Source organism: Candidatus Rokuibacteriota bacterium (assembly GCA_016188005.1).
In the GTDB taxonomy this organism is placed as follows: domain Bacteria; phylum Methylomirabilota; class Methylomirabilia; order Rokubacteriales; family CSP1-6; genus UBA12499.
Map to the genome: position 1 here is coordinate 1 of JACPIQ010000031.1, position 22,025 is coordinate 22,025.

A 22,025-nucleotide genomic window follows, 5' to 3' on the forward strand; every position below is an offset into this window, starting at 1 on the left:
AAGCTCGCGGGCGGCGTCGCCGTCATCAAGGTCGGGGCGGCCACCGAGACCGAGATGAAGGAGAAGAAGGCGCGCGTCGAGGACGCGCTCAACGCCACACGGGCGGCCGTCGAGGAAGGGATCGTGGCCGGCGGCGGCGTGGCGCTGCTGCGCGCGTCGGAGGCCCTCGACGGCCTCAAGCTCCCGGGCGACGAGGGCACGGGCGTCAGCATCGTGCGGCGGGCCCTCGAGGAACCGATCCGGCAGCTCGTGGAGAACGCCGGGCTCGAGGGCTCCGTGGTCGTCGAGAAGGTCAGGGCCGCGCTCCCGATCACGCGCGGCTTCGACGCCGAAACCAACGAGTATGTCGACATGATGCGGGCGGGAATCATCGACCCGACCAAGGTTGAGCGGGTTGCCCTGCAGAACGCAGCCTCGATCGCGTCGTTGCTGCTCACCACCGAGGCGCTCATCACGGACATCCCGGAAGCCCAGAAGGACGCCCCATCCATGCCGCACGGAGGCGAGTTCTAGCCTTGCCGCGGGCCCCCGGAGCGCCGGAGAACACCCGGCGCCCGGGGGCCTGGCCGGGAGGGGCCGGATGTCCTTGCGCTCAGGCCCCGACCGTACCGGAAGCCGCGGAGGCCGGGTCGGGCATCCCCATCCGGCGCAGCCACCGGAAGTGCGAGACGAGCCCGGCCCCGAACGACCGGTGCTCTGCATACCTGATCCCGAACTCCCGGCAGGTCTCCTCCACCAGCGTCGCGAGCGCCGGGTAGTTGACGTGGCTGATCCGCGGGAAGAGGTGGTGCTCGATCTGGAAGTTCAGGCCCCCGAGGAACCAGGCGGCGGCCCGGCTGCGCCGGGCGAAATCAACGGTGGTCTCGACTTGATGGACCGCCCAGGCCCGCTCGACGCGCCCGGTGGCTTCCGCGGGCACGGGGAAGTCCGCCTCGCCCACGCAGTGGGCCATCTGGAACACCACGCTCAGCACGATCCCCGCCACGAGCGCGGCGATCGCATAGCAGGCGACGACCGTCCACGCCGGGTGGAGCATCAGCGGGATCCCGAAGGCCACCGCGAAGAACACCAGCTTCCCGGCGACGAAGGTCAGCAGCTCCCCGCCGCGCGGGCGAGCCACCGGGTGGCCGCCGATCCGGCCGGTGATGAGGCCGCGGAAGTCCCCGACGAGCTGCCACTTGACGGGCAGCAGCCCGTAGAAGGCCCAGAGGTACACGTGCTGCCAGCGATGGTGCGGGAGCCGCCTCTGATGGGGGCTCAGCCGGCCCAGGATGCCGAGGTCGATGTCGGTGTCATGGCCGTGGACGTTGACGTAGGCGTGATGCAGGAGCCCGTGCTTCCAGCGCCACAGATAGGAGCTGCCGCCGAGCAGCTCCAGCGTCATCGCCGTCAGCGTGTTGACCCAGGGACGATTCGAGTAGGCCTGATGGCCGCCATCGTGCTGGACGTTGAAGCCGATGCCGGCCGAGACCAGTCCCAGGAGCATGGCCAGCGGGACTCCCTGCCACCAGGTCTGGGCCACGAAGACGAGGAGCCCGTACGACGCCGCGAAGGTTCCGAGGAGGATGGCGCTCTTCAGGTACATCTCCGGGCAGTCACGCTGCCGCCGCCCGGACGCCCGGAAGTACTCCTCGACCCGCCGCCGGAGCGCGAGCTGGAAGGCCTTGTCGCTCCGGAACTTCGGACCGCGGCCCGCTTGCGCAGAGGGATCCGGTCGGCCCGCATGGCCCGTGAATCGCCCCTGCTGCAGCATCATCCCGCCACGCCCGGTCGGGCCTCCCATCCCCAACGCTAACACTAGCGGGCCCACGGCAAAGTGTCCATTGGACTTTGGTCCGATGCGGCAGCCCGCAGGAGGCGTGGCGCTCGCCCTCTCCCGCCGGGGCCGACCACCCGGCCGAGCACTGGAAGCACCCGCGGACGACGGACCCGATCGGCTGAGCGAGGGCGTGACCAAAGGGGGCGGGCTCCCGCACGGCGGAGCTCTTGACGCCGATCCGGGGCCGCGCCGGTCGACACCGGCACGGCCCCGGCGCCCTCGATCAGGCGGCCTTGACTTCGATCGTTCTCGGCGTCGCGGCTCGCGGCGCGGGGATCCTCACCTCGATCATGCCGTTCCTGTACTTCGCCTCCACTTGCGCGGCGTCGACGCCCTCGGGGAGCGCGACGCTCCGCTCGAACGCGCCGTACGTGACCTCGCGGACGAAGTAGTCCTTGCCCGTGGTGTCGTGGTCGGCCTTGCGCTCGCCCTTGACGGTGAGGACGTTGTCCATCAAGGACACCTCGACAGCCTTCGGATCCACACCCGGCAGAGCGAACTGGATGACGTAGGTGCCGTTCTCGAGCCGCCCCTCCGCGGCGGGGACCCACGACGCGGCGGGCTGAGCGGTCTCGTCGGTGGCGCCGTCGAAGAACCTCTGGAACAGGTCGGCGCCAGCGTGGTGGAGGTGGAACTTCGGGGTGAATGGGGACCAGCGAAGCATGGTGGTCATGGCGGCTTCCTCCCTAAGAAGTTTAGCGAGTACCAATAAGATCATTTCAGTCGCATACACTAATATCAGTCTCTATGGCTCATGTCAATCTACAATCTCACCCGGACCATTTGTGACAGTAACTGGATGTTATTATTGTGTAAAATTACTTGTATACATCGATCCGCTGACCTATGTAGCACTCATTGTATATGAGCGCTAACAGCAGTCATGATTCTGGTTACTTACCATGGCTCCTGGCGTCACACGCTCGGTCCTCTCGCGCCCCCCAGGTAGTCGCGCTTGGCGCGCTCGAGCTCCTCGACGATCTCGCGGCGCTCAGCGAGGAGGCGCCTCGCGTCCTGGGCGCGCGTGACGAGGAGCGCGCCGAACCTGAGCTGGTGGCGCAACCGCCCTGTGCCGACCAGATACCGATACGCGATCAGGCCCCCGAGCGGGAGTGAGAGGAAGAAGGCGAGCGCCCAGCGGAAACCGGCCGCCCACCCGACGAGCGACGTCTCGAGCGCCCAGAAGAGCGGGAATGCGACCACGCTCGCAAGGAGCCGGGCCGTCGCGTAGTCCGTCTGCCTGCGCGACATCCGCCCCGCGAGCCACCCGGGCAGATAGTACGGGAGAAAGTTCACGGCCGCGCCGTACGCAAAGAGCGGGAGACCCACGATCGTCTGCCATGACCGTGCAACTCGCTGCCGCTCCGCCATCCGCTCGAGGCGAGTCCGCACCGCCTCGTCACGCACCCGGTAAGCGGCCAGTCCGGCGTGGTAACCGAGTATCCGCTGCCAGAGCCGCTCGATGCGCTCGGGGTCCTGTTTGCGGAAGTGCTCGACCGCGTCGGCGATCGACCCGGAGAGCTGGAACGGGTCGATCTGCCGTCCCGAGAGCCCGCGCTCCTCCCACAGCTCACGTTCGAGGTCGCCGCGATAGAGCGCCTCCACGGCACGTGCGAGCGCCGCCGTGTCGATCCGTTCGGCCTGGACCACCTCGCGCTCCATCGCCGACTGGATCGCCGTCGTGAGTGCGTGGAGTACCTTCACTGGCTCCTCGCGGTAGACGGCGAGGTGCGACGAGACGGGGACCGGCTCGCCGAAAGAGACGAGGACGCGCCCGCGGAACCTCTTGCGGGCCTCGAAACTGAGCCCTACTGGCACGACCGTGAGGCGCCCCGGCGCGTGCGCCTCGTAGCCGAGCACAATCCGCGCCGCGCCCGTCTTGATCCGTTGCAGGCGCGCCTCCGCGCGGGTGGCGCCTTCCGGGTAGATGGCGATGAGCCGCCCGCGGTCGAATGCCTCGTCACACGCCGCGAACATCTCCACGGTGCGACCCATCTTGCCCGGGGCGTCGGCCTTCCGGTAAACGGGAATCACCCCCAAGGCGACGAGGAACCGCGCGATGAGCGGGTTGCGGAAGAGCGCGGCGGTGGCGAGATAGTGCACCTTCCGCGGGAGCACCGACCCCACGAGCAGCGAGTCGATCAGGTTGTTCGGATGGTTGATGCAGAGGAGCACCGGACCCATGGGCGGGACCCGCTCGGGATGCCGGACCTCGACGCGCTCGAAGAAGAACCAGATCCAGAACCGCGCGATCACCCTCACGACTGCGTAGAAGGGGTCCACTATTCGCTCGTCCTTCGACCCGGTGAGCGGTCGCCGTCCCGAGCGCTCAGGGCGGCGGCGAATGTCTCTCGGCCCGGTCCTCGTCCGGAGGCTCCTTCCCGACGCGACGATGCCATCGCCACACGCCGACGACCAGCATCGCCGCAAGCGCCAGGAGGCCGGCGAGACCGAGCCAGCGCTCTGCCCGGTGCACATCGGCCATGATGGCCTTGATCTGATCCGTGAAGAAGTACGCCAACCCGAACGCCAACGGGACGCCGAACAAGGCGGCGCCCGCGTCCGCCACCACGAACTTCCAGAACGGGACGCTCGCACTGCCCGCGGTCAGAAACGCGGCGGCGCGAAGTCCCATGACGTGCCGCGCCGTGACGACGGTCTTCAGTGCATGCCGTCGATACGCTCCCTTCAGCCACTGCTGCCGCCCGGGCGACAGTACCAGCCGGACCAGTCGCCACTGGAGGACCTGCTCACCCCAGTGCCGGCCGACCCAGTAGAGCACCATATCGCCGGAGAGCACCCCCAGCAGGCAGACGGGCAGCACAAGCCACCACCGGACGATACCCTCGTGGCTCAACACGGCGGCCGCAATGATCGGCATCTCCTCTGGGATTGGCGCCCCCAGGCTCCCGAGCAGGAGCACGGCGAAGATGCCGAGGTACGTAAAGTTGTCGACGAACTCTTGAAGTGCCTCCACGGCGTCCTCGCCCACGTGGCCCACTCGGGCGCCCCCGCGCCGCCCGGCCCCGCCCCGCCCGCGCCCGCCCCACTCAGGTTGCTACTGTTTCGCAGGGGCATCATTGCGGTGGATGCAGCGCACCACCCTGAGGACTCCCGACGCCCGGTGACTGCGAAAGCCTCCCTATGAGGTCGTGGGACTGGACCCGGGGGGAGACGAACGACTATCGGTGCTACTGTTCCGAGCCTTCTTCAGCTCGGCTTCGCGGCGCCGGCGCGCGAGACGCCGGAGTCGCTGAACAGCGCGATTCGTTTTCGAGTGCGTAGCCATGAAGCCCCACCCCCTCGAAGAAGAAAGACATAGGCGACCAGATTGCGCTTCAGACTAGCATCATTGGAGGTGATCCACGTAGAGCGGCCGGTTGAAGGGGCCCCTGCCCGTGGGGCCCCAGGCCGCGCCAGGGGGGCCCGCCGCCCAGCTCGCGCGGGACCGGCAGCCCAGGGAGGGCCCTGCGTCCTGACTATGCGCCCCGGTCCACGAGCCATACCAGCCGACCCGACTCCGGCTGGATGAGCTGAGCCGGAACCCGCTCAGGCGCCCACGGGCCATGGAGCACGGCCCTGAGCGCTCCCGCTTTGTCAGCACCCGTCACCAGCACGCGGATCTCGCGCGCCCGGTTCAGAATCGTCGCCGTCAGCGTGATGCGCTCGGCGCCGAGGGCGGGGACGAAGTGGCTGACGACCCAGCGCCGGGACTCGGCAAGCGCGGGGCTTCCGGGGAACAGCGACGCCGTATGCCCATCGGCGCCCAGGCCGAGGAGAACCAGGTCGAGCGCAGGGGCGGGGCCGTCGGCGGCGACGCCGAAGACCCGCGCGATCTCTTCCTGGTACTCGCGGGCCGCGGCGTCCCGGTCCGCGCGCTCGGCGTGGATCCGGTGGATGCTCTCGGGCGGGATCGGCACCCGCGAGAGCAGTGCGGCGACGGCCAGCCTCGCGTTGGAGTCGGGGTGATCGGGCGCCACGGTCCGCTCATCCCCCCAGAACACCTCCACCCGGTCCCAAGGGACCCGCGCTCGATGCGGGGGCTCGGCGAGCCGCTCGTACAGCCGTCGCGGCGTGGAGCCGCCAGACAGCGCCACCGTGAAGCGTCCGCGCCGGGCCACCGCCTCCGCCGCAAGCTCGGCAAACTCCTCGGCCGCCGCGCGGCTCAGGTCTTCCGCGTCCGCGAACGTCCTGACAACGCTCATGCGTCGTCCGCCGGGCGCGCTACGAGCTCCACCACGTCCGGCCGTCCCGCTGGATCAGCTCGTCCGCGGCCGCCGGCCCCCAGGAGCCGGCTGGATAGTTGGGAAAGTCCCGCGGCGGCAGTGACTGCCAGAGATCCAGGATCGGGGTGGCCACCGTCCACGCCGCCTCGACCATGTCCGCGCGGTGGAAGAGGGTGCCGTCGCCGAGCATGACGTCGTGGAGCAGCCGCTCGTAGCCGGTGGCGGCACCGGTCTCGCCGAAGTCCTTGTAGCTGAAGTCGAGCTTCACCGTGGTGAGCGCGACCGCCGGCCCCGGCCGCTTGGCCTTGATCTGGATCTCGATCCCCTCGTCGGGCTGGATGTGCATCACCAGCCGGTTGGGGTCGATCTGCTGCGCCGCGGCGGCCTCGAAGAGCATGAGCGGCGGCTGGCGGAACTGGATCATGATCTCCGTGTCGCGCGTCGCCAGGCGCTTGCCCGAGCGGAGGTAGAACGGGATCCCCGCCCAGCGCCAGTTCTCGACGAAGAGCTTCACGGCGGCGTAGGTTTCGGTGGCCGAGGTCGGGGAAACCTTGGGCTCGCCGCGGTAGCCGGGCACAGGCTGATCGCCCAGCCGGCCCTCCCCGTACTGGCCGCGCACCGCCTGCTGGAGCACCTCCCCCGGCGTCATGGGCCGGATGGCCCGGAGCACCTTGACCTTCTCGTCGCGCACGGCATCGGCCTCGAAGGAGATGGGCGGCTCCATCGCCACCAGCGCCAGGAGCTGGAACATGTGGGTCTGCATCATGTCGCGGAGCACGCCGGCGGTCTCGTAGTAGTTCCCGCGGTCCTCCACGCCGACCGTCTCGGCCACCTTGATCTGGACGTGGTCCACGTAGCGCCGGTTCCATATCGGCTCGAACACGCCGTTGGCGAACCGGAAGACCATGAGGTTCTGGACGGTCTCCTTGCCGAGGTAGTGGTCGATCCGGTAGACCTGGCTCTCCTTCACGACGCCCCCGATGCGCGCGTTGAGCTCACGCGCGGACTCGAGGTCGCGCCCGAACGGCTTCTCGACGATCACACGCCGCCAGGCGCCGCCGGCCTCCCGGAGGAGGCCCGCCGCGCCGAGACGCTCGGCGATCTCGGCGAAGAAGCTCGGGGGCACGGCCAGGTAGAAGAGGACATTGCCGCCGGTGCGGTGCGTCCGCGCGACCTCCTCGAGCAGGGCCGCCAGCTTCGTGTAGGTCACCGGCTCCGTGAACTCGCCCGCCTGGTGGTACAGGCCCTGGCGCAGCTCGCCCCACAGTGCCTCGTCCACGGCCTGGGTCGCGAAGTCGCGCATGTCCTGCGACAGTTCCGCGCGGAGCTGCTCGTGGCTCTTCTCCTTCCGGGTCACGCCCACGATGGCGAGCTCCTGCGGCAGGAGCCCGTTGACCTTGAGGTTGTAGAGCGCGGGCAGGAGCTTCCGCTTCGTCAGATCGCCGGCGGCGCCGAAGATGACGATGGCGCACGGACCGGCCGGTCTGAGCCTTCCCGGGGCTGATCCCTCGGGCACGGCCTCCTCCTATTGGCTCTTGCCGAATACGGTTACGCGAATTGGCCGGGGGCCGGCAGGCGGGGGCGCTGCCGGGACCCGTGCCTCAGCGGCTCTCGAAGCCGGCGCCTCGCCCTTCTCGTTTGCACCACCTCCGCGGATCGGCCGTGACGAGGGTGCGAGGTCCCGGCAGCGCCCCCGCCGGGCGCTCGATGTGGCCGCCGAACTTCTCCCGCATGGCCGAGCGCACCTTCTCCGCAAAGGTGCGCTCGAGTCCCCACACGCCGCCGCTCGTGCCCACGTCCACATAGTGGAGGCCCTCGGCGCGGAGCACCTTCATGCGCCGCTACTCTCCGCTCTGCTGCAGGAGCTTGGCCACGAGTCCCGTCCAGCCTGTCTGGTGGCTGGCACCGACGCCTGCCCCATTGTCGCCGTTGAAGTATTCGTAGAAGAGGATCAGGTCCCGCCAGTGTGGATCTGTCTGGAACGTGTCGCCGGCGCCGTGCACCGGGCGCCGACCGTCGGCCCCCCTCAAGAAGATGCGGGTCAGCCGCCGCGACAGCTCCCGCGCCACCTCGCCCAACGTCATGGCCCGGCCAGAGCCGGTGGGACACTCCACCGTGAATTCCCCCCGGAAGAAGTGGTCGAAGCGCTGGAGCGACTCGATCAGGAGGACATTCATCGGGAACCAGATCGGCCCTCGCCAGTTGGCGTTCCCGCCGAAGAGCCCGGTCGTGGACTCTGCGGGCTCGTAGTCCACCCGGTGCTCCTCTCCGTTGACGCTGAGGACGTAGGGATGCTCGCGGTGGTAGCGGGAGAGCGCGCGGATGCCGTGGGGCGAGAGGAACTCCGCCTCGTCGAGCATGTACCGGAGCACGCGCTGGAGCCGGTCGCCGCTCACGAGCGAGAGCAGACGGCGCTTCTTCCCGCCCTGCGTCACCTGGCGCGTGACGAGGGCGCAGAGGTCGTTGCGGTTGTCGAGAAACCATCGGAGCCGCCGCGCGAACTGCGGGAGGCGGTCGAGGTCCTCGGGCTCGATGACCTCCACCGAGAAGAGCGGGACGAGCCCCACGAGCGAGCGGACTTTGAGGGGCCGGACGCCGTCGGCGGTGTGCAGCACGTCGTAGAAAAAGCCGTCAGCATCGTCCCACAGGTCGATGCCGTCCACGCCCATGCGGCTCATGGCCTGGGCGATGTACATGAAGTGCTCGAAGAACTTTGAGGCCATGTCCTCGTAGGCGGGGTTCTCGCGCGCCAGCTCGAGTGCGATGGCCAGCATGTTCAGGGAGAACATCCCCATCCAGGCCGTCCCGTCGGACTGCTCGATGTGGCCGCCGGTGGGCAGCGGGGCCGACCGGTCGAAGACGCCGATGTTGTCGAGCCCGAGGAATCCACCCTGGAAGACGTTCTTGCCTTCGGGGTCCTTGCGGTTGACCCACCAGGTGAAGTTCAGGAGGAGCTTCTGGAATACCCGCTCCAGGAACCGAGAGTCGCCGGCGCCCCGGGCGCGTTTCTCGATCTTGTACACGCGCCAGGCGGCCCAGGCGTGCACGGGCGGATTGACGTTGCCGAAGGCCCATTCGTAGGCGGGGAGCTGGCCGTTCGGGTGCATGTACCACTCGCGGAGGAACAGCACGAGCTGGTCCTTCGCGAGGTCGGGATCCACCAGGGCGAGCGCGATCGCTTGGAAGCCGAGGTCCCAGGCCGCGTACCAGGGGTACTCCCAGGTGTCGGGCATGGAGATGACGTCCTCGTTGTAGAGGTGCGTCCACTCGTGATTGCGCCCATGCTTGCGCTCCGGTGGGGGCAGCGGCTGGGTGGGATCGCCCTCGAGCCAGCGGCGGACGTCGAGGTAGTACCACTGCTTCGACCAGAGCATTCCTGCGAGCGCTTGCCTCAGGACGGCCCGGCCGTCGTCCGACAACCGGTCAGGGATGACCGTGGCGTAGAACTCGTCGGCCTCGCGCCGGCGTGTCTCGAAGACCCCGTCGAAACCCGCGAAGGGATCGGGGCCGCCCGCCCGCGCGGGAGCCGCCACACCGTCCCCGGAGAGCCGGAGGCGGATCACGGCGCTCGCCTCCGGCTCGAGCACCAAGGGGTAATGCGCGGCTGCCTTGGTCCCCTCGCCCGCCGGGTTCACCGCATCGCGGTTGCCGAGGATCACGCATTCGTGAAAGGCGTCCTTTACGTGAGGCGACGGATTCTCCCGGCCAAAGAGTCTCCGGACGTTGGACTCGTTCTCGGTGAAGAGAAGATCGCCCGACCCCGCGCAGGCCAGCCGGTACACCCGGTCCATGTCGGGGTGCTCGGCGACCACCGTGGTCACGGCCGCGTTCCGGTCGCGGCCGACACGGGGCCGCCTGGCGCCCGGATCCCACGACCACGTGTTCCTGAACCAGAGCGTGGGCAGAAGGTGGAGTGGCGCGGCCGCGGGACCGCGGTTCATCGCCGTGATCCGGATCAAGATGTCCTCGGGGGCGGCTTTCGCATACTCCACGGCAACGTCGAAGTAGCGGCCCGCACCGAACACGCCCGTGTCGAGCAGCTCGAATTCGGGGTCCTGACGGCTCCGCCGGCGGTTCTCCTCCACGAGCCGCGCATACGGATACTCGGCCTGGGGATACTTGTAGAGCCCCTTCATGTAGGAGTGGGTCGGCGTGCCGTCGAGGTAGAAGTAGTACTCCTTGACGTCCTCGCCGTGATTCCCCTCCAACCCCGAGAGCCCGAAGTACCGCTCCTTCAGGATGGGGTCGCGCCCGTTCCACAGCGCCAGGGCGAAGCAGAGACGCTGATGGTTGTCCGAAATGCCGAGGATCCCGTCCTCCCCCCAGCGATACACGCGCGAGCGCGCGTGGTCGTGGGGGAAGTAGTCCCAGGGCGTTCCGTCCTGGGAGTAGTCCTCGCGCACCGTGCCCCATTGCCGGCCGCTGAGGTAGGGTCCCCAGCGCCGCCAGTGGGCCTTGCGCTCCCGCGCCTCCACGAGCCGTGTCTCCTCCGGCGTGACCGTCCTGCTACCCGCCACGCCCGAACCCCGGGTACAGCGTCATGCCCTCTCCATCCTCACCCTGCCTGCGGCAGGGTGACCGTGGGCCACAGGGTCGCCGCTACCCGCCGCGCGCGAACCCCGGGTGCAGTGTCATGCCACCGTCTACGAAGAGGGTGTGGCCGTGGATGTAGTCGGCGTCGTCGGAGGCGAGCCACACCGCAGCCTTCCCGATATCCTCGGGCTGGCCGATGCGTCCGTACGGAATGAGCTTGAGCAGGCTGCTCAAGGCTTCCGGCGTCTCCCAGGCGGCCCGGTTGATCTGCGTCTGGATGGCGCCGGGGGCGATGGAATTGACCCGGATCCGGTGCGGGGCGAGCTCCTGCGCCAGCGACTGCATGAGCAGCCTGACGCCGCCCTTGGACACCGCGTAGTTGACGTGGCCCGCCCACGGGATCACCTCGTGGACCGACGAGATGCAGATGATCTTGCCGGCCGCGCGCGAGACCCCCGGGCGGATGCCGCGGCGAATCATCTCGCGGGCGGCCTCGCGGGCGCAGAGGAACATCCCCGTGAGATTCACACCGAGGACGATGTTCCACTGGGCGAGCGTCATCTCGGTGAACGGGGCGTCTTTCTGGACGCCAGCGCTGTTCACGAGGATGTCGATGGTGCCCCAGGCCTCGAGCATCCGCGCGAACATCCCCCGGACCTGGTCTTCTCTGGACACGTCGGCCTGGATGGTCATGGCCGCGACGCCATCCTTTCGGATATCCCCCACGATGGCTTCGGCGATCTCGCGGTTGCTGAGGTAGTTCACCACCACGTCGGCGCCCGCCGCGCCCAGCGCGCGGGCCACGCCCTCCCCGATACCCGAGCTGGCGCCCGTCACGAGCGCCTTCTGCGCCTTGAGCGGCTGATGTCCCATCTGGGTCCTCCGCCGTCGAGATGCTTCCCGACTCTCCCCTGCCCCGTTCCCTTCTGGACACGGCGGGAGCCTCCCGGGATGCTCCCCGTCAGGGGCCATTGTGTCACAGGGGTCCCGGGCGGGCGCGGGTGGAGCGGGAGGGAGCCCTGGGCCGCAAGCTGAGGCACATCGGCTCAGGGCGGCCCCCGCGGCAAGCCCGGTCCCCGCGTCGGCGACGGTCGCCTGGTGGGAGGGCAACGGGCCTGGCTCAGGAGCTCGCTCGACCGCCGGGTTGGCAGGAACCGCGAGTCGATGCCGACCTCCCCGCATGCCACCGTCAGCACCAGACGCCTCGCGAGGGGATCCCGCCTGTCGCGGCCGAGCCTGCGCGACTCAGGAGCCGAGCGCGAGGTAGAGGCTCTCGCCATCGCGATGGACCAGGAAAAGCGTGGGGGTGCCCTTGTGGTGCTCCTCCAGCGAGCGCCTCAGGTCGCGTACGTTCCCGATCGGATGGCGGTCCACCTCGACGATGACGTCGCCCGGTTGGATGCCCGCGCCGGCGGCGCGGCTGCCGTCCTCGACGCCCCGCACGAGGACACCGGTCTTGCTCCCGAGCCCCATCTCGCGGGCCTGCTCGGGCGTGATGGGCTGCACCGCCAGACCCAGTGAGCCCGTGCCGGGGCGCTCGCCCACGACCTGCTCCTGGGGCTCCGCGAGCTGGGCGATCCGGGCGGTGAGGCCGAGAGGCTTCCCGTCGCGCAGCACCGTCACCGCCACCCCGCTGCCGACCGGCGTCGCGGCCACGGCGCGCGGCAGCTCCTCGGAGCGGCGGATCGGGCTACCGTTGAACGCGGTGATGATGTCGCCGGACTTGATTCCCGCCTTGAGCGCCGGCGAGTCGGGCGCCACCGACGCCACCAGGGCGCCGTGGGCATCGGGCAAGCCGAAGCCCCTGGCCAGCTCGGGGGTGAGGGGCTGGATGGCCACGCCCAGCCAGCCGCGCACCACGTGGCCCGCCTCGGCGAGCTGGCTGACCACGCTCTTGGCCAGGTTGCTGGGGATCGCGAAGCCGATGCCGACCGAGCCGCCGCTCTGGGTGAAGATCGCCGCGTTGATGCCCACGGCCTCCCCCCGCGCGTTGATCAGCGGCCCGCCGCTGTTACCCGGATTGATGGAGGCGTCTGTCTGGATGAAGTCGTCGTACGGGCCCTCGCCGATCACGCGTCCGGTGGCGCTCACGATCCCGGTGGTGACGGTCTGCTCGAGGCCGAACGGGTTGCCGATGGCCATCACGGGCTCGCCGACCTGGAGCGCAGCGGAGCTCCCCAGAGGAATCACCGGGAGTCCGGAGGCCTCGATCTTCACCAGCGCGAGGTCGGTCTTGGCGTCCCGCCCGAGCACCTTGCCCGGGAGCTCCCGGCCGTCGGCGAGGGTGACGCGGATCTCCGTGGCCCCATCCACCACGTGGTTGTTCGTGAGGATGTAGCCGTTCGGGTTGATGGCGAAGCCGGAGCCGAGGCTCTTGACGGTGCGACGCGGCTGGCGGCCGAAGAACTGCTTGAAGAACTCGTTGAACGGCTCAGTGTGCCCGAGCGGCCCCTGGAACGGCGTGCCCATCTCCTGTACCCGTTTCGTGCTGATGTTGACCACGGCGGGCTTGAGCTGGCGCGCGAGCTCCACCCAGGGCGCCGGGGACTGGGCGGCTGCCGGAACGGGAGCGGCCTGGCGCTCGGTCCACACGGAGCCCTGCTCCACCTTGGTGAATCCCAGGCGCGGGACGAGCGCGACGAGCGAGAGCGCGATGCCGAGCGCGGCAAGGCGCCACAGCGTGGGGTGACGACGGATCTGCAGTCTCATGGGGTGTCCTCCTCGCTCACGAGGCTAGCAGGGGCCCATGAGAGGACGATGAAACGGCGATGAGAACTTTCTCAGGCGGCGGGGAGACGGAGCGTGAAGCGGCTGCCCGCCTTGGGGAGGCTCTCGAGCGACAGGGAGCCGCCGTGATCGACCGCGACGGAGCGGGCAATGGCGAGCCCGAAGCCCGAGCCGCCGGTCTCGCGCGAGCGCGCCTCGTCGAGCCGGACGAACGGCTCGAAGATCCGCTCGGCCTCCGCCGGATCGACGCCGATGCCCGTGTCCGCCACGACGAGGACGGCCCAGCGATCCGTCCGCGCCAGCGACAGCTCGACCGTCCCGCCTGACGGCGTGTACTTCACCGCGTTCTCCACGAGGTTGAGGAGCGCCCGGCGGAGGGCCGAGGAATCGCCCAGCGCGGCCACAGGCTCGACGCCCGCGAGGCGCACCTCGACGCCGGTCCCGTGGGCCAGCCGCGCGCCGAGCTCGAGCACCTCGAGAAGCAGCGGCTCTAGCTCGACCCGCACCCGGAGCCCGGTCGCGCCGGCGGCCGAGCGAGACAGCAGCAGGAGATCCTCGGCGAGCCGGACCAGCCGGTTCACCTCCTCGAGGCTCCCCACGAGGACGCGCCGGTACTCCTCGGGCGAGCGCCGGGCGCGCAGGGCCACCTCGATGCCACCCCGGAGCGCCGTGAGCGGGGTGCGCAGCTCGTGGGCGGCGTCTGCCGTGAAGCGCCGCATCTGGCCGAAGGCTTCTTCCAGCCTGGCCAGCATACCGTTCAGCGTCTGGGCGAGGTGGTCGAGCTCGTCGTGCGCGCCCCGGGGGGCGAGGCGCCGGGCGAGGTTCTCGGCCGTGATCCGGCGCGCCGTCCGCGACATGTCGTTGACCGGAGCGAGCGCGGCCCGCGCGATGACGGCGCCGCCGCCCGCCGCCAGGCCCACGCCCAGGGGCACGAGCGCGAGGAGGATCTGCAGGTACCGGCCGAGCGCCCCCTGGACTCGCCGCAGCGAGAGACCGACCTGGATGATCTCGGACGGATCGCCGGCGCCCTGCACGGGAAGGGTGAGCAGGCGCACCGGCTCGCCCCGATCCAGCGACACCGTCTCGAACGTGCGCTTCCCCCGCACCGCGTTCTGCCGCGCCCTGGAGGACAGCGGGAGCGATCGCTGGCGAAGGGATCCGGCGCGGGGATTCGGCTGCCCGCGCGGGCCCAGGAATTGGAAGAACTTGTCGTGGAACTCCGGGCCCAGGAGATCCCGGAGCGCCGCCTCGGCGTCGCTGCCGGGCGCGGCGCCCGACGTCGAGTAGCCCGCGTCGCGGATGACCTGGGCCACCGTGACCAGGGAGGCATCCACGTCCTGCGCGAGGGTCCAGGCGAGCACGTGGTACGAGAGCCCCCCGATCAGCACGAGGATCGTGAGCAGGAGCCCGGTGTACCAGAGGGTCAAGCGGGTGCGGATCGACAGCGGACCGAGCCTCACGCTTCGTCCTTCATGACGTAGCCGGCCCCGCGAACCGTCTGCAGGAGCTTGCGCTCCCCCTCCCGGTCAATCTTCCGGCGCAGGTAGCCCACGTAGACGTCGATGATGTTGCTCTCGGGGTCGAAGCCGAGCCCCCAGACATGCTCGGCCAGCATGGGTCGGGTGAGCACCCGGCCCGGGTGGCGCAGGAAGTACTCGAGGAGCGCGTACTCGCGCGTGGTGAGCGTGATGCGCCGCGCGCCCCGCGCGACCTCGCGCGTGGCCGGGTCCAGGGTGAGATCGGCGAGCCGCAGCACAGGCGCCCGCTGGCCCTGGCCGCGGCGGAGGAGCGCGCGGACCCGCGCGAGGAATTCCTCGAAGGAGAACGGCTTGGTCAGGTAGTCGTCGGCGCCGAGATCGAGACCCGCCACCCTGTCAGGGACGCTGTCCCGGGCCGTGAGGAGGAGGACCGGCGTCTCGATCCGTTGCTGGCGCATGGCCTTGAGGACGGCGAAGCCGTCCTGCTTGGGCAGCATCACGTCCAGGACCACGAGATCGTAGGGGGGGCCGGCGAGGATCAGGTCCGAGGCGACGGCGCCGTCGGCCGCCACCTCCACGGTGTACCCTTCCTCCTGGAGCCCCTGGCGGATGAAGCCCGCAACCTTCCGCTCGTCCTCCACGACGAGTACGCGCATCTCGTGCGTACACTACCACCGATCCCGAGCCGCGATCCGCGCAGGGCTCACGACATCTCCTCCACCGCAGGGTCCGCGGTCAGGGTCAGGCGGTCATGGCACCGGGGGCAGGCGAGTGTCTGCTCCCGGCGGAAGCGCTGCCCCGCCAGGAACTCCTGCTCGACCCCGCAGCGCGGACAGGCGCCCCGCACGCTCAGCAGCCGCCGGTCCTCCCGCAAGCGGAGTCCGGCCGTGATGGCGCCCGCAGCAAGGAAGCTCGGGACGAGCACGAAGTGGACCACGGGCAGGAACACGGCGACGGCCGCGAGCCCCCAGAAGCCGCCGAGGGCCGCCAGCGCGCGGGTCGCGCGCCGCTGCGAGCTCTGCTGGAGCACCGTGGCCGTCACGAGCCGCGGTGGCGCGCCGAAGGCGCTGAGCGAGGCCGGCACCGTGAAGACGGAGCCGGCTCGACTGGCCGCCCAGCGCGACCGCGTCTTGCCCGGCGAGGCGCTCTGGCCGGCGCGCGCCTCGCTCATCCGGGCGCCCCTGGATCCGCCGCCGGGACCAGCTCCACCTGGCGGATCCGCAGCTTCCCCTCGCGCACCAGCATCGACACGAAGGCGTTCGCCTCCCCCTCGGAGATGCCGAGCCTCCGCCCGAGCTCCTGCAGGCTCATGGCGCCGTGGTTCTCCAGACATCCCAAGATCTCGCCATCGATGGCGGTCCACCAATCGATCATGATCGCTCCCGTGCCAGGGCGGCTGCGGCCCTGAAGAACGCTCCCGTGTGCTCCCAGACATCCCTGATAGGGAGCGGCTTGAAGCCGGCCGTCACGGCGGACACCCGCCCGCTCCGGCCGGCGCAGCTGACTACTTCCTCGCCATGTGCCCCATCCTGGCGATCGTCTTGGCCGTCAGGTGGCCGCCGGCGCCCACGTAGCCCACCTTGGCCCTCTCCCCCGCCTTGAGCTTCGCCAGCGTCGGCTCGGCTCCCTTGTCCACGGCGAAGGTCAGCTCCCTCGACTTGCGCGAGCACTCGCTGCATCGCAGCATCACCTCCGTCCAGGTATCGCGACGCAACGGAGAGTAACAGGCGAGGATGAGAGGGCGGTGAGGGGGAGATGAGAAGTTGCTCAGGAACCCGGACGGCCTACGCCTCGCGGCGGGACCGGTTGGCGCTCCGGGCAGGCCAGAGCCTCAGGGGGTCCCTGGGGTCCGTTTTGCGGCCGGCCCCCTCTCCGGCGCCGCTGGCATGTCGTTCGGCCGCTTCGCCGTCGCCAACGTGTTCGGGGGGGCCGTGTACGTGCCAGTGGTGGTCGCCGCCGGCTACGCGGTCGGCTACGGGCTCGGGTCCTACATCGAGCGGCTGCGTCACGTCGTCGGCGCGATCGAGCGCGTGGTGCTCGGCGCCGCCGCTGTCGTCACCCTCGGGCTCCTCGGCTGGCGTGCGGCGCGCGGGCTTGCCGGCCGGCGCCCCGGCGCCGGGGATGGCAGCGGGCGGCGTTGAGCGCCGCAGGTGGGGGGCGCGGAGCGGCACGTCGACTCCGGGTCGTCCACCCGTCGCCACTCCTCCCCGGGGCTGATCCCTCGGGCACGGCCTCCTCCTAGCCCCCCGCCGGGCGCTCGGTGTGGCCGCCGAACTTCTCCCGCATGGCCGAGAGCACCTGCTCCGCGAAGGTGTGCGCCTGGCGCGAGCGGAAGCGGACGTAGAGCGCGGCGGACAGGACGTCGGCCGGCACGCCCTCCTCGAGGGCCGCCATGACCGCCCATCGCCCCTCGCCCGAGTCCTGGACGAACCCCGTGTAGCGCGACAGCGTCGGGTTCTCCGCCAGGGCCTGCGCGGTGAGATCGAGCAGCCAGGAGCCGACCACGCTGCCTCGCCGCCACAGCTCGGCGATGTCGGCCAGGTTCAGATCGTAGCGGAGCCCCTCGGGCAAGTCCGTCGAGGCGGCGTTCTGCATGATGTCGAAGCCCTCGGCGTAGGCCTGCATGAGGCCGTACTCGATGCCGTTGTGGACCATCTTGACGAAGTGGCCGGCGCCCGCGGGCCCGCAGTGAAGGTAGCCGCGCTCGGCGCTCCCCGTGGCCGCCTCGCGGCCCGGCGTGCGCGGGATCGGGCCGAGGCCGGGGGCGAGCGTCCGGAAGATCGGGTCGAGTCGCCCCACGACGGCGCTGTCACCGCCGATCATGAGACAGTAGCCGCGCTCGAGTCCCCACACGCCGCCGCTCGTGCCCACGTCCACGTAGTGGAGGCCCTTGGCGCGGAGCACCTTCATGCGCCGCACGTCGTCCTTGTAGAAGGAGTTGCCGCCGTCCACGACGGTGTCGCCGGGCTCCAGCCGCGTCGCCAGATCCATCACCACCTGCTCGGTGGCCGCTCCCGCCGGCACCATCACCCACGCCACCCGGGGCGCGCGCAGCCTGCTCACCAGATCGTCGAGCGTGGTCGTGCCCGTGGCGCCCTCGCGGCTCAGCGGCTCGAGCGCTGCCGGATTTCTCGCGTAGGCGACCACGCCATGGCCGCCCTTCAGGAGCCGCCGCGCCATGTTGCCGCCCATCCGGCCCAGCCCCACCATTCCGAGCTGCATGGTTTCGTCTCCTTGCCGGCACCGCGCGGCGGTCAGGCCTGGCCGATCAGCCCCTCGAGTACCGCCTCGTCGGCGGACTCGATGGAGGTGAGCGCGATCGTGAGGACGCAGGCCCCGCCCTCCTCTCGTGCGGTGAGCACCTTGCCGTAGAGGTCGGCGGAGTCCCGCTCGAGCGCCGGGTAGCGCAGCCGGAGGCGCACGTTGGTGAGCGGCGCCAGCGCCGTCGCGAGCCGCGCGTCCACCTCCCGGGGCCGGAGCCTCAGCGCCTCGCCCTCCAGCGCATCCGGCCGCACGACCTTGTCCTCGATGGCCCAGCAGCGCAGCGGCAGGGCGACCGTGACCTCGGCCGGCCTCCCGTCGGCCCGGTCGGGGAGCCGCTGCGCCCAGCGGCCGGCGATCCCCCTCAGCTCGCGGAGGGCCAGTGGCTCGGAGATCCCCTTGAGGGCCACGGGCATCGGCGGGCCCACCTCCGCGACCTCGCGGATCCGCTCGTAGCTGCCGGGGCTCAGGAGGATCTGGCCCCCGACGGTACACCCCTCGACGCGGGCGGCCAGGTTGACGGCCGCCCCCACCACGCCGTACTTGGTCCGCTGCTCGGAGCCGATATTGCCCACCACCGCCTCCCCGCTGTTGAGCCCGATGCCCATCTCGAAGCGCGGCAGCCCGCGAGCGGCGTGGTCTCCATTGAGGTCCGCCATGGCTCGCTGCATGGCGATGGCGCAGGCCGCCGCGCGCTCGGCATGGTCCGGATGCGCCATGGGCGCGCCGAAGATGGCGAAGACCGCGTCGCCGATGAACTCGTTGACGGTGCCACCGTGCTCGCTCACGAGGGCAGCCATCCGTGCCAGGTACTCGTTGAGCACGCGGACCACCTCGGCGGGATCGGCCGCCGCCGCGAAGTGCGTGTAGCCACGCAGGTCGGACATGAGGATGGTCACCTCGCGCTTCTCGCCGCCGAGACGCAGGCCCTCCGGGGACTCCAGCAGCGTGCGCGCCACCTCGGGGGAGACGTACCGGCCGAAGGTGTCGCGGATGAAGTCCCGCTGCTTGAGCCCCACGACCATCTCGTTGAAGGCGCGGGTGAGCTGTCCCACCTCGTCGCGGGCACCCGCGGGCAGCGGGCGGCCGAGGTCGCCCGCCGCCACCCGCGCGGCCGCCCGCGTGAGGGCGGCGATGGGGCCCGTGAGCCGGCGGGCGAAGAGGAGGCCGGCCACCACCGCCACGGCGGCGCCGGCGAGGGAGGCCGCCAGGATCGTGTTGCGGAGCCGTCTCAGCCGCGCCAGGTAGACGTCCACCCGATAGTCCACGTCGAGGACGGCGACCACCCGCCCTCGCGCATCGCGGATGGGCGCGAAGGCCGTGATCCACGTCCCGCTCTGGTTGCCGTAGACGCGCGTGCTCGTGGCGACCCCGTCGTTGAAGGCGCGACCGAGGGGATCGAGGAGGGCCGGGACCAGGGGATAGGGCTCGCCCGGGGCGCCGGGGCCGCGGCTCGTCACCATGAAGCGCGCCTGCCTGCGCCCGAGGTCGAGATCGGTGAGCGTGTAGATGGGCGTGTCGAGGCGATTCTCGTCCTGGATGGCCGCCAGTGCCGCGCGCAGGCGCCCGTAGGGGGCGATGTCCTGGCGCATCGCGGCCTCGACCTCGGCGTGGAGCGCCGGATCCACGAGCAGGGCCCCCGTGCGGGCGATGCTCATCAGGAAGGCGCCGAGGGTCTCCTCCGTCTCGGCCTTCTGCTTCTCGTAGATCAGGACGCCGACGAGCCCGATCCCGAGCAGCGTGACGCCGGCCAGGAGCGCCGCCACCCGGGCGCCGAGTCGCTGCCAGGGACGTGGCGTGTCAGGGCCCTTCGCGGTGCCGTGGCCGTCCACGCCGCCCTCCGCGCGCCTCCGGTGGGGGAGCATCTCTGCCTGGCAGTGGACACCTCTCCGATCCGCCGCGCAAGACGCCGCGGAGCCGGGGGCCGTCAGGCGCGAGGGGGGCGAGGCCGGGCGAGACGGCGGGTCCCGGCGGCGGCCGTGATGCCGCGGGGCGCTACCGCGGGCTGGCGGCCGGGGCCAGCATCATGCGGCAGTCGAGGACCGCGGCGCCCTCTCGCCACGCCATCATCGGGTTCAGGCCCAGCTCCAGGATCTCGGGCGCCTCCACCACCAGCCGCGAGACGGAAAGCAGCACCTCCGCGATCGCCTCCCTGTCGGCAGGAGGCATCCCGCGCATCCCGCGAAGGAGCGCGCCGCCCCGGATCTCCTCGATCATCTCGAACGCGTCCTCGCGCCCGATCGGCGCCAGCCTCACCGCCACATCGCCGAGCGCCTCGACCCAGATGCCGCCCAGCCCGAACAGCACCAACGGGCCGAACCCGGGATCGCGCTTCGCCCCGACGAACACCTCCTGGCCGCCTCCCCGCATGCGCTGGACGGCCACGCCCTGGACCTCGGCCCCCGGCGCGTTCGCGCGCGCATTGTCGAGGACATGCTGGAAGCCCGCGCGCACCGCCTCGCGGCTCGCCAGCCCGAGCGCCACCCCTCCCACGTCGGTCTTGTGGGAGACCTGCGGAGAGACCAGCTTGAGCGCCACGGGGTAGCCGAGGCGGTCGGCGATGGCGCCGGCCTCCTCGGGGCTCGTCGCCAGGTGAATCTCCTCCACGGGCAGCCCCGCCTCGCCGAGGATGACCGTCGCCTCCACCGCCGACGGCGCGCCCCCGCACCGCCTCAGGCGCTCCCGCAGTCCCGATGTCCCCCGCTCCGCGCCGCGGCCGGGTGACGCGAAGGCTCGCGGGCGCTGGCGTCCGCGCCAGAATGCGCGCTGCAACGCCAGCGCCTCGATGGACTCGGTGACGCTGGTGAAGATGGGGAAGTCCACCTTGCTCCGGAGCGGCTCGACGGCGCGCCGGCCGGCGAAGAAGCTCAGCGCCACGGGCTTGCCCAGGGTCTCGCACAGCGTCTCGATCCGCCGCACCATGTCCTCCACCGGCAGGCCATCCTGGATCACCCCGGCCGAGGCCGGCGTCGGCAGGCAGAAGGCCACGCCGTGGATCTCCGGCAGCGAGAGCGCCGCCTCCAGCGCCTCCAGCAACACGGCCGGGTCGTGAATGTCGCCGAGATCCATCGGGTTGACGAGCCGGATCACGCCGCCGCGCCCGCGCTCCTCGATGCCACGCAGAAGATCCGGCGGCAGCGGCGGCAGCTCGAGCCCGTGGCGGGCGCAGGCGTCCGCCGCAACGACGCTGATGCCCCCGGACATGCAGGCCACGGCGATGCTGTCCCCCTGGAGCGGAGGCAGCGCGAAGGCCTTCGCGGCCACGGTGAAGTGCTCGAGCGATGGCACGCGGAGGATGCCCGCCTGGCGGAAGGCCGCGTCCACCACGCGCTCGTCATTGGCCAGCGCCGCCGTGTGCGAGTGGGCGATCTGGGCACTCCCCTGCGCGACATTGGCCTTGAGCGCCACGACGGGCTTGGGGCATCGGGCCGCGGCCTCGGCGAGGGCGCGCCCGCGGCGGATCCCCTCGAGGTAGAGGAAGATGACGCGCGTGCCGGGATCCTCGGCGAGGGCCGGCAACAGGTCGGCCTCGTCCACGTCCAGCGTGTTCCCCTCGCTCACCAGGACCTGGACGCCGAGGCGGTCGTCCCTGAAGAGGTCGGCCACGTAGAGCATCACGCCGCCGCTCTGGGCGATCAGGCTGTGGGGGCCGTGCACGAAGTCGCGCCGCGCCAGGAGCGGGAAGGGCATGCAGAGGCCGTTGCCGAGGTTCATCACGCCGATGCAGTTGGGGCCCATCAGCCGGAAGCCGTGGCGCCGGGCCACCGCCAGCAGCTCCGCCTCCGTGGCCCCCCGGCGCCCCGCGAACTCGCTGAAGCCGCCGCTTTCGACGACGACGCCGCGCACCCCCGCTCGCCCGCAGTCCTCCAGCGCCGGCAGGACCCGGGCGGCCGGCACCAGGACCACGGCCACCTCCGGGGGCGCCGGGGCCGCGCTCACCGACGGGAAGATCCTCCGCCCCGCGACCTCCACGCCCCCGGG

General features: G+C 70.9%; 20 protein-coding genes. 2 read left to right on the forward strand and 18 right to left on the reverse strand.

Going from position 1 to position 22,025, the window contains the following annotated elements:
* A partial coding sequence (groEL, locus tag HYV93_07255; GenBank protein MBI2525766.1) for a chaperonin GroEL occupies positions 1-513 on the forward strand: 513 nt, incomplete at its 5' end.
* 79 nt (positions 514-592) lie between these two features.
* Here groEL and HYV93_07260 read toward each other — a convergent pair.
* From HYV93_07260 to HYV93_07330, 15 genes are all read right to left on the reverse strand, one after another.
* A complete protein-coding gene (locus HYV93_07260; protein ID MBI2525767.1) occupies positions 593-1,585 on the reverse strand; it encodes an acyl-CoA desaturase in 993 nt (330 codons plus the stop codon).
* Positions 1,586-2,042: 457 nt separating this feature from the next.
* Entirely contained in the window at positions 2,043-2,492 is a 450-nt protein-coding gene (locus HYV93_07265) for an Hsp20/alpha crystallin family protein (protein ID MBI2525768.1), read from the reverse strand.
* Between the two features lie 242 nt (positions 2,493-2,734).
* The gene (locus tag HYV93_07270) at positions 2,735-4,102 is read right to left on the reverse strand and encodes a 1-acyl-sn-glycerol-3-phosphate acyltransferase (protein ID MBI2525769.1); all 1,368 of its coding nucleotides are present in this window, start codon (positions 4,100-4,102) and stop codon (positions 2,735-2,737) included.
* Positions 4,103-4,148: 46 nt separating this feature from the next.
* Positions 4,149-4,796 carry a DedA family protein gene (locus HYV93_07275; protein MBI2525770.1) on the reverse strand — a complete coding sequence of 216 codons (648 nt, stop codon included), beginning with the start codon at positions 4,794-4,796 and terminating at the stop codon, positions 4,149-4,151.
* A gap of 502 nt (positions 4,797-5,298) precedes the next feature.
* On the reverse strand, positions 5,299-6,024 hold the full coding sequence (gene pgl / locus HYV93_07280; protein ID MBI2525771.1) for a 6-phosphogluconolactonase: 726 nt from the start codon (positions 6,022-6,024) through the stop codon (positions 5,299-5,301).
* A gap of 19 nt (positions 6,025-6,043) precedes the next feature.
* Entirely contained in the window at positions 6,044-7,561 is a 1,518-nt protein-coding gene (locus tag HYV93_07285) for a glucose-6-phosphate dehydrogenase (GenBank protein ID MBI2525772.1), read from the reverse strand.
* Between the two features lie 85 nt (positions 7,562-7,646).
* The gene (locus tag HYV93_07290) at positions 7,647-7,880 is read right to left on the reverse strand and encodes a hypothetical protein (protein MBI2525773.1); all 234 of its coding nucleotides are present in this window, start codon (positions 7,878-7,880) and stop codon (positions 7,647-7,649) included.
* Positions 7,881-7,886: 6 nt separating this feature from the next.
* Entirely contained in the window at positions 7,887-10,562 is a 2,676-nt protein-coding gene (locus HYV93_07295) for a glucosidase (GenBank protein ID MBI2525774.1), read from the reverse strand.
* Positions 10,563-10,644: 82 nt separating this feature from the next.
* Positions 10,645-11,451: an SDR family oxidoreductase gene (locus HYV93_07300; protein ID MBI2525775.1), complete on the reverse strand. Its 807-nt coding sequence runs from the start codon at positions 11,449-11,451 to the stop codon at positions 10,645-10,647.
* A gap of 372 nt (positions 11,452-11,823) precedes the next feature.
* Positions 11,824-13,287: a DegQ family serine endoprotease gene (locus HYV93_07305; GenBank protein MBI2525776.1), complete on the reverse strand. Its 1,464-nt coding sequence runs from the start codon at positions 13,285-13,287 to the stop codon at positions 11,824-11,826.
* A gap of 71 nt (positions 13,288-13,358) precedes the next feature.
* Positions 13,359-14,765, reverse strand: coding sequence for a HAMP domain-containing protein (locus tag HYV93_07310; protein MBI2525777.1), 1,407 nt, complete (start codon positions 14,763-14,765; stop codon positions 13,359-13,361).
* Positions 14,762-15,439 (reverse strand): response regulator transcription factor, encoded by a 678-nt coding sequence (locus HYV93_07315; protein MBI2525778.1) that lies wholly within the window; start codon positions 15,437-15,439, stop codon positions 14,762-14,764. Before HYV93_07315 ends, HYV93_07310 begins: the two co-directional genes overlap by 4 nt.
* Positions 15,440-15,486: 47 nt before the next feature.
* A complete protein-coding gene (locus HYV93_07320; GenBank protein ID MBI2525779.1) occupies positions 15,487-15,954 on the reverse strand; it encodes a zinc ribbon domain-containing protein in 468 nt (155 codons plus the stop codon).
* On the reverse strand, positions 15,951-16,157 hold the full coding sequence (locus HYV93_07325; protein ID MBI2525780.1) for a winged helix-turn-helix domain-containing protein: 207 nt from the start codon (positions 16,155-16,157) through the stop codon (positions 15,951-15,953). Before HYV93_07325 ends, HYV93_07320 begins: the two co-directional genes overlap by 4 nt.
* Positions 16,158-16,287: 130 nt before the next feature.
* Positions 16,288-16,470: a hypothetical protein gene (locus tag HYV93_07330; protein MBI2525781.1), complete on the reverse strand. Its 183-nt coding sequence runs from the start codon at positions 16,468-16,470 to the stop codon at positions 16,288-16,290.
* A 199-nt stretch (positions 16,471-16,669) separates the two neighbouring features.
* On the opposite strand from HYV93_07330, the gene HYV93_07335 reads away from it, so the two are divergent.
* The gene (locus tag HYV93_07335) at positions 16,670-16,924 is read left to right on the forward strand and encodes a hypothetical protein (protein ID MBI2525782.1); all 255 of its coding nucleotides are present in this window, start codon (positions 16,670-16,672) and stop codon (positions 16,922-16,924) included.
* A 97-nt stretch (positions 16,925-17,021) separates the two neighbouring features.
* Here HYV93_07335 and gnd read toward each other — a convergent pair whose 3' ends face one another.
* The 3 genes from gnd to HYV93_07350 form a co-directional block, all read right to left on the reverse strand.
* The gene (gene gnd, locus HYV93_07340; protein ID MBI2525783.1) at positions 17,022-18,005 is read right to left on the reverse strand and encodes a decarboxylating 6-phosphogluconate dehydrogenase; all 984 of its coding nucleotides are present in this window, start codon (positions 18,003-18,005) and stop codon (positions 17,022-17,024) included.
* A 32-nt stretch (positions 18,006-18,037) separates the two neighbouring features.
* Positions 18,038-19,876 carry a HAMP domain-containing protein gene (locus tag HYV93_07345; protein ID MBI2525784.1) on the reverse strand — a complete coding sequence of 613 codons (1,839 nt, stop codon included), beginning with the start codon at positions 19,874-19,876 and terminating at the stop codon, positions 18,038-18,040.
* 163 nt (positions 19,877-20,039) lie between these two features.
* A partial coding sequence (locus tag HYV93_07350) for an acetate--CoA ligase family protein (GenBank protein ID MBI2525785.1) occupies positions 20,040-22,025 on the reverse strand: 1,986 nt, incomplete at its 5' end.